General features: G+C 42.5%; 11 protein-coding genes. 4 read left to right on the forward strand and 7 right to left on the reverse strand.

Annotated elements, in window-relative coordinates:
* Positions 1-221 precede the first annotated feature (221 nt).
* Entirely contained in the window at positions 222-998 is a 777-nt protein-coding gene (locus tag B879_RS00955; RefSeq protein WP_009183246.1) for a class I SAM-dependent methyltransferase, read from the reverse strand.
* 48 nt (positions 999-1046) lie between these two features.
* Between B879_RS00955 and B879_RS00960 the strand changes: the two genes are divergently transcribed.
* Both B879_RS00960 and rlmB read left to right on the forward strand, forming a co-directional pair.
* Complete coding sequence (locus B879_RS00960) at positions 1047-2297, forward strand: GWxTD domain-containing protein (RefSeq protein WP_009183247.1); 1251 nt, start codon at positions 1047-1049, stop codon at positions 2295-2297.
* Positions 2270-3043, forward strand: coding sequence for a 23S rRNA (guanosine(2251)-2'-O)-methyltransferase RlmB (rlmB, locus tag B879_RS00965; protein WP_009183248.1), 774 nt, complete (start codon positions 2270-2272; stop codon positions 3041-3043). Before B879_RS00960 ends, rlmB begins: the two co-directional genes overlap by 28 nt.
* 605 nt (positions 3044-3648) lie before the next feature.
* Here the strand turns inward: rlmB and B879_RS00970 are convergent.
* Positions 3649-6111, reverse strand: coding sequence for a mechanosensitive ion channel domain-containing protein (locus B879_RS00970; RefSeq protein ID WP_009183249.1), 2463 nt, complete (start codon positions 6109-6111; stop codon positions 3649-3651).
* 226 nt (positions 6112-6337) lie between these two features.
* Here B879_RS00970 and B879_RS00975 point away from each other — a divergent pair, with 226 nt between their 5' ends.
* Positions 6338-7837 (forward strand): Do family serine endopeptidase, encoded by a 1500-nt coding sequence (locus tag B879_RS00975; protein ID WP_009183250.1) that lies wholly within the window; start codon positions 6338-6340, stop codon positions 7835-7837.
* 59 nt (positions 7838-7896) lie between these two features.
* Here the strand turns inward: B879_RS00975 and B879_RS00980 are convergent, their stop codons facing one another.
* Complete coding sequence (locus B879_RS00980) at positions 7897-9678, reverse strand: glycoside hydrolase family 9 protein (protein WP_009183251.1); 1782 nt, start codon at positions 9676-9678, stop codon at positions 7897-7899.
* Between the two features lie 210 nt (positions 9679-9888).
* Between B879_RS00980 and B879_RS00985 the strand changes: the two genes are divergently transcribed.
* The gene (locus B879_RS00985) at positions 9889-11181 is read left to right on the forward strand and encodes a serine hydrolase domain-containing protein (RefSeq protein WP_009183252.1); all 1293 of its coding nucleotides are present in this window, start codon (positions 9889-9891) and stop codon (positions 11179-11181) included.
* 273 nt (positions 11182-11454) lie between these two features.
* Here B879_RS00985 and B879_RS00990 read toward each other — a convergent pair whose 3' ends face one another.
* From B879_RS00990 to madL, 4 genes are all read right to left on the reverse strand, one after another.
* The gene (locus B879_RS00990) at positions 11455-13812 is read right to left on the reverse strand and encodes a TonB-dependent receptor (RefSeq protein WP_009183253.1); all 2358 of its coding nucleotides are present in this window, start codon (positions 13810-13812) and stop codon (positions 11455-11457) included.
* A gap of 208 nt (positions 13813-14020) precedes the next feature.
* Positions 14021-15562, reverse strand: coding sequence for a sulfatase (locus tag B879_RS00995; protein WP_009183254.1), 1542 nt, complete (start codon positions 15560-15562; stop codon positions 14021-14023).
* 13 nt (positions 15563-15575) lie between these two features.
* Positions 15576-16337, reverse strand: a complete 762-nt coding sequence (gene madM / locus B879_RS01000; protein ID WP_009183255.1) for a malonate transporter subunit MadM — start codon at positions 16335-16337, stop codon at positions 15576-15578.
* Positions 16321-16698, reverse strand: a complete 378-nt coding sequence (gene madL, locus B879_RS01005; RefSeq protein ID WP_009183256.1) for a malonate transporter subunit MadL — start codon at positions 16696-16698, stop codon at positions 16321-16323. The genes madM and madL overlap by 17 nt, the downstream gene beginning before the upstream one ends.
* Between the last annotated feature and the right edge of the window lie 3 nt (positions 16699-16701).

Below are 16701 nucleotides of genomic sequence, written 5' to 3' on the forward strand. Positions count from 1 at the left end.
GTTTAAATAAAATATTTTGTTAAGCGTTAAAAACGTTAAGAGTTGATTAGTGAAAACCACTAATTCTTCATTCCTTACTGCTTTGCGTACCTCAGCGCCTCCTTTGCCAGCCTTTACGAAATTTAGAGGCAAGACGCAAGACCTAAGTCACAAGACAAAAGATTTCGGAAATGGAAAGGGGGATTTGGGAATCCAACTTTCGAACCTTTATCCTAATTTTACTACCCCTTCCTCAGCATAAAGAATAAATCCAATCCCTTTTCCGGACTATCCTCCAGGGTATAGTCCTCATGGCTGATGTCAGTGACTGCATTCCCTTTTTGTTGGTGCAGTTTATTGCGGTTGATCCTGTTTAGCACTTCATAGGGCCATCGGAGCATGACAGCAGGTAGTCTGTGCTGTAGGTTCAAAATATCCCATCGCATAATTTTATTGACCGACTTTCTGTTGGCCTCATGGTAATCCCATACCTTTTCGTTTCCACCGATACCCATTGCAGTGACCTTTTCAAAAACACCTAAGCAAAGTTCTTTAAGTTGTCGGGTGGTATATTCTCTGATGTGCCATGGATTCCTTGATAGGGTATGGCGGATATTTGGGGTAGATATGATGGCTTTGCCGCCGGGTTTCAATACCCGTTTGATTTCCTCCAAAAACAGCCGGTCATTTTTAATATGTTCGATCACCTGAAAACTCACTACAGTATCAAAGCTGTTGTCAGCTATGTCAGCAAATGGTGGGATAAAGGCTTGTTTGAAATTGGCCTGTGGGTATTTTTCGGTCAACCTGTCCACAACTTCCTGGATTTTATCAATTCCCAAATAGGAGTCCGAATTTTCAATCAAAATTTCCACTCCTCTTCCTTCTCCACATCCCACTTCCAGTAAATCACCTTTAATCCAAGGTTTGGCAGCAATATAGGCCTTTAGTAAACGTTGATGTATGGGATTATCGCTGATCAATCGGTCAGATGCAATCTCAGTAGTATAGGTAGCCATCTAAAATTTCATTAATTTGGGCAAAATTACGTTTAATTTTTAAAACAGATGACCAAAATCATTACCAAAACATACCCAATGGCAAAAGCACTAGTTTTCATGTCCTTGTTTTTGGCACCTTTTGTTCTACTGGCCCAACAAACACTAGAGACCATCGACCAATCCTTGAGGTATTCAAGGTACGCTAGATTGGCTCTTAAAATTATTCCTGTCCAGGAGGATGAAAGGTTATTTTTGCTCCAAATGCCTGTTGAGAAAATTGAGGAAAACATTCAATTTGAAACTTATCAGTTTGCCTATGTGGTATTGAATAGCTATCAGGAGCCCATTACAGCACAAAATTTAGTACCCCTTTCTGAAAATGATTTGGTAGCCGACACTGATTTCCATTATTATTTTGAAAAAAGCGTCCAGATCCCGGAAGATCAAAATTTAGCCATTGCACTGCTGCAAGTGACGGATACCCGTCAAGGTGATATTTATTATTATCATATTGACCTCATGAGCCCCTATATCTTTGGTCATCCTGATTTTTGGGCCTATTACGGCGATAGGATTCCTTTTGACCAGACCTTTATTCAGAAAAATGATCCACTTGAATTCAAGGGCAGAACGGGGATTAGTTTGCATTCCTTTCATTACCCCACACAGTTTGATGTGCCTTTACCCCCTATGGAAATCAGGCCTGCCAATGTTCCGCGGGAGGTAGTGGTCAATTACGAGGGAGAATTTTTTCTTAACGCACCAAAATCCTTTGATCAAGAGGGCTATTATTTCATTCAGGCCGACACCAATTCTACCCAAGGTATGTTGGTGAAAACTGTGCATGAAGCCTTTCCAAGGGTTAAAGATTATGAAGAAATGGTCGACATGGTGGCCTATATATCCACAAGAAGAGAACATGAGGCCCTCATGGAGGCAACTGACAAAAAACTTGCCCTGGACAAATATTGGATTGGGATGTTGAAAGATGAACAGACCGCTATCAATGTCATTCGTGAATATTTCAAACAGATTGAATTTGCCAATATTTTGTTTACCGATTTTAAAGAAGGATGGAAAACCGACCGGGGCATGGTCTATACAGTGATGGGGCCACCCAATGAAGTGTACTTTAGACCCAATGGGGAAGTGTGGTCTTATTTGAGTGCCAATTCAAATTCAAAAATTACCTTTACCTTTGCACGCGTCAAGAATATCCTGACACCAAATTATTACATACTCAACCGTTCCAGAGCCCTTCAGCCGGAATGGTTCAAAAGCATCACTACATGGAGAAACGGACAGATGGTTTTCTGATCAATAAAGGAGAGCACGATAAAGATTTTATTTTTGGCACCAGGGCAGTCATGGAGGCGATCCTTGCTGGGAAAGATATTGACAAGATTTTAGTAGATAAAGAAGTAAATAATGAATTGGTCAAGGAGTTATTGTCTTTGGCTAAACAAGAGAGAATCCCTGTAGTAAGGGTACCAGATGCCAAGCTTAACCGCATCACACGTAAAAATCATCAGGGCGTTGTGGCGCATATGTCCGCGATCCAATACGCCTCATTGGATAATGTGATAGAGTCCTGCTTTTCCAAAGGAATCGCTCCTTTGATTTTAGTATTGGACCGTATCACAGATGTAAGGAATTTTGGGGCCATTGCCAGGACAGCAGAATGCGCAGGCGTTCATGCCATCGTCATTCCGGAAAAAGGCAGTGCGCAGATTAATTCAGATGCGGTTAAAACCTCCGTTGGAGCTCTTAACCACCTTCCCATTGCCCGTGTAAAAAATTTATACTATACCGTCAAAGACCTAAAAAAAATGGGCCTGCAAGTGGTAGCGGTTACCGAAAAGACAGAGCAACTTATGTATCAGGCAGACTTTACCTTGCCCACTGCACTGGTCATGGGTTCTGAGGAAGACGGTATTTCAGATGAGCTCATGGGTCAATCTGATACTGCTGTTAAAATTCCTCTGTCGGGTAAAATTGAAAGTTTGAATGTTTCTGTTTCTGCTGGGGTAGTGATTTACGAGGCGATAAGGCAAAGGCAGTAGAAGCGAGCTTGCCTACCTTTAGGTAGGAGGTTAGAAGCGAGACTTAGAGTCAAGAAATAAGAGACAAGAGACAAGAATCAAAGTGGGATTTCGGAAGGCTGATTTCGGAACCATTAAGTAGTTAAGGTTTTAAGGGATTCATTAAGGTGATTGCTTAAAATAGTGACAAAACAACCCCGATAGGGGTTTAATCCCTTTAGGGTGGGTAAACCCGGGGTTGTGAAGCAATTATTATATTCGGGAATCCCGACTCCAAAGGAGTCAAACAAAAGGGAAGAAAGTATAATACCTGTCTAGTGTTTTCAGGACGGGCCAAAGAGGGTCTCCAACATAGTTTAAAAGGGAAAAGGTACGAGGGGAAAGGTGAAAAGTGAGCAGGAAATATTTTTAAGCCACTAATTACACTAATCTCTTGTTTTACAGATATACAAAATAGGGCTGAAGGCCCTGGATATAATAGGATAGGTCGAAGGCCTATCCCGAAGTTTGACGACAAGGTTTGATACCGACCGGGGCTGGAAGCCACGGATAACCTTGGAATTTATGACCTGATCCAACATGGATATCCCCGTATTTCCATTTTAGATACTACTTGTTTCCAGTTGTCAATCATCTGCTTTGAACACTTTTTCCTGGATTAAACCGGGAAAGCTTTTGACATGCAAATCACGCTGAGGGAACGGAATTTCCACTCCATGTTCTTTAAATGATTTGAAAATTCCGCGCATTACCCTATCACGTATGGTTATCCATACATCGATATCCTCTACCCAAAAGAGTACACGGAAATTAACGGAATTGTCCGCAAAAGTCTGAAGCAATACCCTGGAAGGAGGGGAGTTCAATATGCCTTCCACTTCCAACTGTTTTTGGATGAGCTGGGTGACCTGGTCCATATCTGCATTATAACTTACACCAATAATCAGCTCTACCCGTCTTTGTTTGTCGGATAAGGTCCAGTTGGTTAAGGACTGGGCCAATAGGTCTCCATTGGGAATGATAACCTCTGCCCCATCCCAGTTTTTGATTTTACTTGCTCTGATGCCTATGTCCTTAACAATGCCTTCAACATTTCCAACCTGTACTGTGTCACCAATTTGGATGGGTTTTTCAAAGGCCAATATTACCCCCGAAACCAAGTTGTTGACTATGGTCTGAAGGCCAAAGGAAATACCCAGGGAAAAGGCGCCCAGGATAATGGCAATTTTATCCAATGAAATACCGGAAGCTGCGGCTGCAATCAAAAAACCGGTGATCAAAAGGGCTAATCTGATCAATAAAACGGTAGAGCCCAATTTTTTACCTCTTAAATTCCCAGTTTGCTGATCTCTTAATGAAGATATATAAGCCACAACATTGGCCAGAAAGACTGCGATATACAGAATCAGAATAAAAATACCAATTTGCCCAAAAGTAAAGGACGCGTTCATTATACTTCTGGGTTTAATTAAAAACTGTTCTACCCCAAAAAGGATGGTTTCCAGTATACCCAAACTCTCCAAAAAAAAGTAGCCCCAAATGAAAACAGCGAGGTAAGAAGCTATTCGATTTACTCTTTTTTGAATATTATAAAAGTCAATCACAGAGGTAAAACCACTTTCATTGGATCTGCCTACCTCTACCCTTAGGTAGATCAGCTCTTTGATGATAGCAATGAAAATGATCAAGGGAACCGCGTGCATCAAGCTTAGCGTGGCTGTGATTCCGATCATTTTCCCTAAGGAAAACCTGCCAAGCACATTGGCCAAAATAGCAATAAAACAGAATGCAATGTAGATTTTTGCAACAAGCGGGATATATTGAGGCAGGGCCTCTTCTTTTTCTTTTTCCAGATAGATCAGTTTCCAGCCCAGATAAATTCCTAAAAGGTTAAAAGCCAAAAGATGCCACCTTTCTTGATAGGCCACTTCCCAATATAGGTTGCTGGCTACACTGATCAAAAAGAGGGCAAAAAGAATCCACCATATCTTCATGGAGTCTGATCCCACCCTTTTTCTTAGGAGTACACCCGAAATGCTGACTTTCAGAATTAGAATGAAAGCAAAAAAGGAAATGGGCGGATTTGGGAAGAAAAAAGGTGCAATGGCTAAAATGACCAATACAGAAGAGAGAAAAGGATACCTGTTTACATATTTGAATCGCTTTAAAATCAGCGCTGAGAAATCCTTTTCTGCTTGGATACTGATCAAATATTTTTTTACCCAATACGTCAATAAAAAAATAGAGAGCAGTAATGTAATTGAAATGAAAGGATGCTTGTTGATATAGTTTCTTGTAATGTTCAGGTTGAAGCGGAATGAGTCCCTAAAAATAAAAATTAACCTTTCTGTGGAAGGGAACTCCCGTGGTTCCCAGATATAATTGGTTTCTTTTTCGAAGAGAGCCCTTTCCAGAACCCTCTTCTGAGAAAGTATCTTTTCTTCCAATAAATTCAAATTAATCAATAGGCTGGAAACTTTTGAGCGATAACCGGCCACCAATAATCTTCTGGCATTTAGGGTACTGTCAACCCGCAAAAGGTTGGTGTTAAGATTACTAAGCGTGAGTTGATATTCAGGAAGTAATGTGGTATCCCTAAAGGAAATTCTCATGATTTCATCTTGCTTGATGGAGTCTACCTTTAATCTGGCAGAAAAAAGCTCATCCACCCTTCTGGTGATCTTTCCATCTGCTTCATTCAAGTCGGAAACGATATAGTTCAGCCAGTTTTCCAGTGCATTGAGATACCTGATGTTGATTTTGACATCTTGATTTTCCAAACGCCTTCCAACTACTTCAAGGTACCTTTCAGCGCTAGGTATGGCTTTATCAATACTGGCTGTATCCATAAAATCATTGACACGCTGATTGATTCGATTTAGTGCTATGGTGTATGTCTGGGCTTTTTTAATGTTTTCCTCTAAGGTTACCCTATCTATTTTTTCCTTTTCCTGAATGCCTTCTTCTTCTTCAACAAGAATAAGGCTATCGATAGGAGAGGAAGTTGTAGGTGTTCCCTGTGCATAAAGGGAGGATGTTGATAGTAAAATCGAACAAAATACAAGAACAATTTTAAAAAAGATATGCACGGGATTTTTATTTTAAATGTAAGTAGTTTTTTACTTATTTAAAATATATGATGCAAGGGAAACCCCTTGACTATTTTTTTGTTATATTCTCAGGGATGATCAAGCTTGGAGAAATTGTCGTTAAACAATGTTAAAAACTTCTGCCATTTAAAAAATCAAGCTTGATTTTTGTTATCCTAATCGAATATATTACGTGTACTAAATCAGAACTTAAAACACAGAAAGAATGAATAGAAAGCAATTTTTCTTGGGAATTATTCTGGCCTCTCTGATAGGGGGTGTAGTTGCGCTCGCAGGAGCGAGCTACCTTTCCAAACAAAATTCAGCAACTAATTTTACCGAGAAACAGGAGTCCAGTCTGGTCAATTATCTGAACAACGAAAAATTCACTGTTCCTGATGGTCTTAATTTCGTGGCAGCAGCGGAACTGGTTACGCCGGCTGTGGTTCACGTAAAAAGCACCATTTCGGTAAGTCAGAATCAAAGAAGAGGAGCTGATCCATTTGAAGAGTTTTTTGGATTTAGGATGCCTGACAGAGGACAGGCGCCTAGAGAAGGTAGAAGCTCTGGCTCTGGTGTGATTATTTCTGCTGACGGGTATATCGTCACCAATAATCATGTGATTGAAAACGCAACAAGAATAGATATTTCTTTGGAAGATAATACAAGGTACTCTGCGAGAGTGGTCGGTACTGATCCAACAACCGATTTGGCTTTGTTAAAGATTGAAGCTGAGGAACTCCCTTATGTGAAATTTGGAAATTCAGATCAGGTTTTAGTGGGACAGTGGGTATTGGCAGTGGGTAATCCATTTGACCTGACCTCCACAGTAACTGCAGGGATCATCAGTGCCAAGGCCAGAAATATTGGCATTTTGCGCGATATGGAAAACAACCTACAAATTGAATCATTTCTTCAGACGGATGCTGTGGTCAACCCAGGCAATTCGGGTGGAGCTTTGGTTAATTTGTCAGGTGAACTCATCGGGATCAATACGGCCATTGCTTCGAGAACAGGTACCTTTAATGGCTATGCTTTTGCAATTCCTACTTCTATTGTGAAAAAAGTGATGGATGATTTATTGGAGTTTGGTACTGTTCAAAGAGGACTATTAGGGGTTCAAATACGTGATGTGAGTCCTGAGTTGGAAGAATATTTGGGTGAAACCATCGGAGTTAACCGAGGTGTTTATATCATGGAAGTCAATGAAGGTAGTGGAGGTGAAGAGGCAGGCCTGAAGAAAGGTGATGTGATCATCGGTATCGATGGTGTAGAAACATTTAATGTGGCCAAACTTCAGGAAATGGTGGCCAGGAAACGTCCGGGTGACAAAGTGGAAGTCAGGTACCTCAGAAAGGGACAAGAGCAAAAGGCTACTGCTACGCTTAGGAATATTGCCGGTGATACGAAAATTGTAAGAAAAGAGGTGCCTAGGCGAGTGACTTTTGATGGCGTGGTATTTGAAGATGTAAAGGCCGACATAAAAAATCGACTGAAATTGCAAGGTGGTGCTACCATAGTTACTGTAGATAATGAAAGTTGGAAAAAGTCAGGCGCAAAAGTTGGCTTTATCATTACCTCCGTGATCGGTTCAGATGGTAGATACAGAATCTCCAATGCAGATGACATGACCAATGTCCTGTCAGACAATAAAGGAGAAGAAGTAGTGATTCTTGGGGTGTATCCAAATGGTCAGGAATATTACTTTGAAGTGAAAGTTGAGTAGCGTAAATCAGTTGTTTTGTGTTTGATAGAAAAAAGGCCGGTCCATTAGGACCGGTTCTTTTATTTTTTGCTGAAATGGGTCATCATGAGAATGGCACCAGCTGTACCATCCATGGTGGGTTCATTTGTGCTGTAATCCCCTACATCGTCATGATAGACCACATGCTCATTTTGGAAGGCCGCAAACTTATCCTCTTTCAGTAAGGTCAATCCGATCAGGTTATTATAAATAGAAGTATATACAGGGCCATCTACCAAACCTCCAGGAACCTCTAAACCCAATAAGACAAAAAGGCTGGTATGAACTTCTATAGGATACTCTCCATTTTCAGGAATTCCGGTAAACATGGAAGTGCCCCATGGATTCCGTCCAAAAAGCCAATCCCTTTGGGCAGAGAGAAAGGGACTGAAGCTTTTGTCCCCGCTCATTTTTTCATAAAGGATCACTTGGGTGACCAAGCTCGTCAAGAGGTTGTTGCTGCACCAAATAAAAGGCACACCTATATGGAATGGATTTTTTTCAGCTCTTTGAAGCGTGTATTTGATGCCGTCGAGGTAATACCCTTCCAATACTTTTTTAAAATCCTCATCAACTATTTCATGCAGGGAATAATGGCCCATATTGATAAAGGGATAAAGTTGGTAATGGGCTGCAGAATCTCTGACTGTCCAGCTATCTTCCGTATTGCTCATCAAGGCGTATTTTTTTGCCTGATCTAAGTAGTCGTTTTCTCCTGTAAGCTTGTAAAGTTCTGCAGCCGCCCACTCCATGTCATCCGCCCATGTCTCTTCATTATAGCGGTAAGGGGCGCCATAAGAGTTTCCCTGCTGGAAGCCTTCTTTTTCTCTTCCCAAATTATAGAGTGAAATGGCTGCTTTTTTGCATTTTGCCGCAAAAAGCGGGTCATTGAGATCTTTTTCCCAAATCCTTGCAGCCAATGCCATGGCAGCAGCGCTTCTTCCGGCCAAGTTGGCAACCCCAGTTGCCTCGCTTTGATATTGCCTTAAACCTTGGGGTTTACCAGTCGCAAAGTAAGCCGCACGATATTGATTTTCTCCCCAACCATAATCCGAATTGTCCTGATTGGGAATTTTGAAGCCTCTATGGTCCCGGTCATCCGCCACTTGGTGGAACAGTTGGTCCGGCGCCGGATGCATTTTGTGGATCCAATCCAGGCCCCACTTTGCTTCATCCAAAATGTCGGGGATGCCATTTGGCCATGGCTGTCCCAAGGCATTGACCTTGTCTTCAAACCTGTCCGGGTACATCTCATAGGTCATCAGCATATGGGCCGTGGCATAGCTGGAAGTGATAAGGTATTTGAGTTGATCTCCCGCATCATGCCAGCCACCGCTGAGGTCTACAAAAGTGCTGTCAGGCATAGGGCCAAAGAAGCTTCTGCCATCTTTTTCATGACACACCATGTCCAAAGTAGGATTGTAGCCACAGCGTTGTTGGCGCATAAATTCCAACAAGGTCTCCTGATGATTTCCATAGGCATCATCACCAATCCTGAAAATGGTGGAGGTTGCCTCCGACCTTTTCCCTTTTAAATAGTAGGAACCACTCTTTTGGACTTGGCTAAAATCAACTTCACTGTATTCAAAACCACCCCAATTGTCTTTTTTTAACCTTTGAGATTTGAATTCCCCAATCACCTCTCCGGTGTTGTGATCAAGCAATTGAAAAGATTCTCTGATGGGCTTGTCACTAAAGACTACAGCTATCTTGGAGTCTTCTGTGAGATAGCCCAATTGATTGATGCGGATATGGACTGCTGTATTTTCGGGATTGTTCGGATCTGTCCAAAAGACAGCAAACAGGAGTAATAATTTAAACATGTGCTGAGCGGATTTATGGTTTTGTAATGATAATTTCCAATTTAATCAGAATGAAAGACTTATGATATTCAATTTTGATAGACTGGTTTATTTTTCATAGGTAACATCTAATATTTTGAATATCTTGGATAAATTCTCCATATCGAATGAATCCCATAAAAATTTCCACAGCCCAATTTGAATTGTCTCTTTTAACCCAATAACGACAACATGAAAAACATCCTCCTTTATACCTTAGGATTGCTCCTAATTATCCATCCAGGATGGACGCAAACCACCTCTACAAAAAAATCACCTCCTCTTTCAGAAGCTACCCCACAAAGTGTAGGCATCGCTCCTGAGCGGCTGAAGAAACTGGATGCCATGTTGGAGGAAGCAATACATAACGATGAAATCCCCGGCTTGGTGGCCCTAGTGGCCCGAAACGGGAAAATTGTCTATCATACCGCCAAGGGCAAAGCAGATGCAGCCGACGGAAAGGCCATGTCCAAAGATGCCATCTTCAGGATTGCCTCCCAGACCAAAGCCATTACATCCACTGCGGTGATGATGCTCTGGGAAGATGGGAAATTCAGGTTGGACGACCCAATATCAAACTGGATTCCAGAATTCAAAAATCCACAGGTAATTCAAAATTTCAGGTATGCAGACACTACTTATATTACCCAGCCCGCCAATAAAGAAATCACTATCCGCCACCTGCTCACCCATACCTCTGGATTGGGCTATGGGGTGATAGACGGAGATGAGCGGATGAAGATGATTTACCAGAAGGCAGGAATCGTGGACTTATATACCACAGAGAATATCAGCATTGGCGAGAATATCAAAAAACTGGCTACCCTGCCCCTGCACCACAACCCGGGAGAGAAATACACCTATTCGGAAGGTTTGGATGTCTTGGGTTATTTCATAGAAATCGTTTCTGGGATGCCATTTGATCAGTTTTTGAGAACCAGGCTTTTTGACCCATTGGGTATGAATGATACCTGGTTTTACCTTCCCGATGCCAAAGCCGGCAGGTTGGTGAAAGTCCAACGCAAAGTAGATGGTCAGTGGGAGAATTTTCCGGTCACTTTCTATGATCCTCAGTATCCCATCACTGGAGCCAAGAAGTTCTTTTCCGGAGGAGCAGGCCTTTCCAGTACGGCAAAGGACTATGCGACTTTCTTACAGATGTACCTTAACGGGGGCGAACTCAATGGGGTCCGAATCCTTAGCCGTAAAACCATAGAAACGATGATGAAAAATCAGGTTGGGGACCTTTGGAATGGGGCCAAGCATTATGGATTGGCCTTCGGGGTAGTGACTGCACAGGGCGTGGCTGAGGGAGGCATTGGCAGTGAAGGCACCTTTGACTGGGGCGGTTATTTCAACACGCAGTATTTTGCCGATCCGCAGGAAAAAGTCATTGGCATCCTCATGAAGCAGACCAGCCAAACATCCGGTGACCAAACCGGTTGGAAATTCAGGCAAATGGTATTTACCTTATTGGATGATTGAAGATATGGGGTTAAAATATCTCGGTCCTTCAGACCTCCTGCCATACGGTTGCTGCCTTTCAACCCAGGACTGCATCCCGGGCTGATACATCCCGCCCTTTCAGGCCTGAACAAAGTGTGTTAGGAAACAATAACGGATCTCCAAAAGGCTAGAGGGCTGATCTACGCTAATCCAGACCGATACTTGATTTAATCTAAAGGACAAACCCGCAGTCTTGTTTCTTGTATCTTGCGTCTTGTTTCTAAAGGTAGGCAAGTCTCGACTCTTAAGCGATCACTGCCCTATCCTGTAATTCAAACTCAGGTTGATCTGTCTTCTTACATTCAAAAAGTTTCCTTCTGTAAAAAAGCCTTCTCCTTCCAAAATGTAACGGTCTCTTCTGGAGTTGAAAATATCGGCAATGTTCAATACCAAAGTGCCCTTTCCTTTGAGGACTTCTTTACTTCCTGACAAGTCCATGAAGAAAATCCCTTTTCTGATTCCCTGTGCAATGCGCTGTCTTCCTTCGTAATTGTTCCTAACCTGACCGGTTATACCATTGCCAAAGTTAAACCTTGAATTTTGACGGGCATTCCATGAATAGGTGGTAGCTGTGAAATTGCCCTGTATATTGCTTCCATCGACGGAAGCATAAAAGAAATTCATATTGAAGTCGATCTTCCACCATGGAAAAATCTGGTAATCTGTGGCAAACTCCAAACCAAAGGATTGTTCCCCAAGCAAATTCTCGGGTCGAATAGTGGCATTGCCTTCATTGTCCACCGTGCGGATCCTTTCGATTTTATCAGTGGTATTGCGGTAAAATAAGGTAGAAAACACGGTTCCTTTTTCGAAGTATTTGATGTGGCCCAATTCAATGGCATCTGTGAATTCCGGGTCCAGGTCCGGGTTTCCACTGAAAAAGTTTCTGGCATCAGAGAATGTCATAAAAGGACTGAGGTCATTGTAAAATGGTCTTCTTACCCTTCGGCTATAACTGAGTTGTAGGCCATTTTCCTCATTGAAATTATAGGTCATATGAGCGCTGGGGAATAGGTTGAGGTAATCCCTGGGATTGACCTCATTGGTCCTGACCAAAGTGGTTTTGACATCGGTGTATTCTGCCCGTAAGCCACCTTGATAGCTCAGTTTATTACTTTTGTTCCCCAAAATGCTGTAGAGCGCATGGATGTTTTCCTGGTAAAGGAAAATGTTGTCCAATCCGGGGAGAGGATTGAAATTTCCTTGCTCATCCTGTTCTTCCACGATAAAGTCATTTTCCATATTACGGAAACTGCTTCTTAAACCTGTTTCAAGTTTTCCTTCTGAGCCTATGGGCTTGGTATAGTCTATCTGAATTAGGTATTGTTTTTCAAACTCATCGTTGAGAGAAGTCTGCAAAAGGGAACGGGATGGAATGGGAATACCCTCCGGACTGAAAGTGTTTTCAGTAAAGACCTGATCGGAATTTTCCCAATAATCCAAAAATGTCAGGACCGTTGTCAGTTCATGGCCTTTTTCTTCAAAGCTCCTTTTATAGGTGATCAAAAACTCAGCGTTGGGTTCTTTTTCAAGTTCCTCTTGCCTCCTTAGGGAATAACTTTGTTGGTTTTCCGGGGTGAAAAGAAAGTCATTATACCGGATGTCAGTTATCCTGGTGGCATCACTTCTTCGGAGCAAGTATGAACCTGTCAATACACTTTTTTCATTGAAATAATAATCCAGTCCTGCCCTTACATTATTGTCCAAAGTATATAACCTGCCATTGACAGTTTGTTTGGTGATCAATAGGGAATCCCCACCAAAGGCCTCTTGGTACAAGCTGCCTTCTCTGATGATTTTTCTTTCTGCAATGCCATAATTGATAAACCAGTTGATTTTTTTGTGCCTGTAATTCAGATTGGCTGAAAGCCCCAAGTTGGTAGGGTTTCCTACAATGCCCTCAATAGAACCATTAAAGCCTTGATTGTTTTCTTTTTTTAAAATGATATTGATTACACCGGCCATGCCTTCTGCCTCATACCTGGCTGATGGGTTGGTGATGATTTCTATTCTTTCCACCATACTGGCAGGCAATTGCTGCAAACCCTGACTACCCTTGAAACTTACCAGGCCGGAGGGTTTCCCATCCACCAGAATCCTTACATTGTCAGAACCCCTAAGTCGTACATTGCCTTGGCTATCCACCGTGACGGACGGGAGATTCATTAAGATATCAGAAGTGGTTCGGCCTGCATTGGCCAGGTCTTCTCCTACATTAAAGACCCTTTTATCCAAAGACAACTCCATCAAGGGCTTCTCCCCCTGAACAGTGACTTCATCCAATTGACTCAGGCTACTACTCAATTCAATTGTGCCTAAATCAAAGGGAGAATTGTTTCGGGTCAAGGTTAAAAAATCAGATTTGTAGGCTTCATAACCCATAAATTCAACAAGAATCGTATAGGTTCCAAAAGAAATGGGGATTTTGAATGCTCCCTTGTCATCGGTTATACCTCCTTCTATGATTTTATCTTCACTGTCATAAACCGCAACAGTTGCAAATGGAAGTGGTATCTTGGATTCTTTATCTAAAATGACGCCTTGGAACAGGCCTTTATCTTGTTGTTGGGCAATGGTGCCATGAAATCCAAAGAGCAATGCAAAGCTCAATAAAATCTGAGCGGTTAAGCGGAAATGATATCCTGAAATTTGAGCATTCAAAATTTGAAGAAGTAGGTTATAGGCTGAGTTTTTGAGAATACTTGGTGAAATTCAAGTATTTCAACAGCAGTAATTTAGTGAAAAATGTATTTCAAAAGGCCGTATTTTATAGAGAAGGTAAAATATGGATATGTGGCTTTACACTTGCCATTGAAAATTACAATAGCCCCTCATCGGGCCAGGCAATAAATTCTCCACTTCTTTTGTCTTTTGGCCTGAACGCATTGACTTCTTTTAGGTAGTCTGCTAATTTTTTTGCCAACTCCATGACTTTTTCCGGATTTTCTGTAGAGCGGTCAATTAATTCCCCGATATCCTCGCGGATATTGAAAAGCTCCCGTTTTTCATATTTGTACCAATACACCAATTTCCAATCTCCCTCTCGTATCGTACTCGTAGCTCCAATACCCGGTCCAGTAGGTCCCCAGTTGTTTGGGTAATGCCAGATCAAAGGTTTTTCCCTAAACTTTCCCTGAGCTTTCCCTTGGAGGTGAGGAGTCAGATTTTCCCCATCAACCGTTTGAACGATTGTTGGTGTTGTGACATTGGCCATATGCAGCAGGCTAGGAAAAAGGTCTTCAATAATCAGGTAGTCCTCAAAACTGCTTCCCGGTACAGTGACATTGGGCCATTTGATCAGCATGGGGATCCTGATGCCCCCTTCATAGGCTGAGCCTTTGCCACTGTTCAAAGGACTGCTGTGCTGATGGGGAATGCCACCTCTGGCGGTAGCGCTTAAGCCCCCATTATCGGATATAAAAATGATAATGGTGTTTTCATCCAAATTATTTTGCTGCAGGTAATTCATGATGTCCCCAAGGCTTTTATCCATACCCTCCACCATTGAGGCATACTTTGCTTCTGGTTCTTCCAGGTTTTGGTATTTGTCATAAAACCTCTCGTCTGCCTCCAGTGGAATATGGACCGTATAATGGGAAAAATAAAGGAAAAAGGGTTGGTCTTTTTTCTTGGCTTCATTCAATGCAGCGATGGCTTCCAAAGTCAGCGCTTCTGTCAGGTGGATGCTGTGACCATGGTATTTTTCCATGCCGGGCACACCCCAGGGAAGTGTATGCGCTCCTGGTGTTGCATTACCAAAGTTGTTTTCCCCCAAGTAACTGCCCAATCCACCGGCTGCATGTCCTGCTATATTGATATCAAAACCAAGGTTTAATGGGTTTGCTCCAGGAGTATCCATGGCACCCCAGTGGGCTTTCCCAACGTGGATGGTATGATAACCATGCGCTCTAAGAATGGAAGGCAGGGTAGTTGCAAAAATGGAATTATTGATGGTGTCCACTGGCTGTAGGCCATTTAAATTCCAAGCCGGAAATTCCAGAACCTCATCTTCATGATCGGTGGAAATATCTTTCCTCAAAGTCCAATTGGTGACACCATGTCTGGCGGGATTCATACCCGTCAAAAGGCTCGTCCGAGAAGGTGAACAGACGGAATGGGCATAGGCTTGGGTAAACTTCATTCCTTGGGAAGCCAGTTTTTCCATGTTTGGAGTATGGTACCGTTTGTTCCATTCTGTGATTTCTGTCCAAAAGGGTACTGAGGTGTCCTGCCAACCCATGTCATCTACAAAAAACACCACAATATTTGGCTTTTCTGTTTGTTTCTCTTCGGTCCTTTGACAAGACCATAATGTTGGGACTGATAAAAAGATCAACATAAGAGAGATTGGAGTTTTCATCGGGTTTTTGGGTTTAGGGAAATATCAAGTGAAGGAAAATATAAAAAACTGAGGGACAAAGCAAACAGCCCAAACCGGTGTAGAAAGTTGCTGTCACTGCGCCATATGGTACCAGTTTGGGGTCAGTGGCAGCCAGTCCAGCAGCCACACCACTGGAAGTTCCCATGATGCCCCCATAAGCCATAGCAGATTCAGGACTGTTGAGGCCTATTCGCTTGGCGGCTATTGGTGTGAAAATGGTGACAGCAATGGTTTTGACCAGTCCAGTTCCTATGCTGAGTGCGATCACCTCTGAGGAAGCGCCCAAAGCTGCTCCGGTCACAGGTCCTACAATATAGGTGCATGCTCCGGCACCGATGGTGCAGAGGCTTGCAGCATCTCTAAAGCCCCAGGCAAGCGCGACCAAAACGCCAATGAAGAAAAAAAGGACGATACCTATTAACAAAGAAATAAATCCTAACATGCCAGATCGGACAATCAAGTAAAGACTGGCACCAATGGCAGTGGCTACAATCGCGAAATCCCTGAACATAGACCCTCCAAAGAATCCAATGCCTGAAAATAAGGGCAAATCAGCCAACCCTTTTTCCCCTCCAGTGATGAAACCGCCCCAATAACCCAAAATGAGTCCAAAGAATATGGCTATGGCAGAACCTGGAATTCTGGATTTTAGGATTTTTTTGGAAATGATTTCAGATATAAGGACCAATAATCCAATCACCAAAAAGGCAAAAATCAGCCCATTTTTTTCAATGATATCAAAGGCTATCTCCATCAACTTGAGGATTGAATTTTTTCAAAAGGAGTGGGAAAACCCAAAACGAGACCAAAACAGGTAAGGTGCCGGCTGCTATGGCCAAGGTCCCCGAATTAATGGCAGATTTGACATTGAGACTGGCAGCCATAGCGATGACCACAGGAATGTACAATTTGTTCCAAAAGTCAATCCCTGCTTCCATTTCAAAAGACATCAGGCTGTTTTTAACCAGCCATTCCTTCATAAACATCAGGATGATCATGGCAAAACCTACACCTCCTACATTGGCGTAGATGCCTATTAGACTTCCCAAAAACTCACCCATCCATTGTCCTACAAGGAAGGAGAGGGCCAAAACAGCTAATCCATAAATATTCATGGG

Source organism: Cecembia lonarensis LW9 (genome assembly GCF_000298295.1).
Lineage (GTDB): Bacteria > Bacteroidota > Bacteroidia > Cytophagales > Cyclobacteriaceae > Cecembia > Cecembia lonarensis.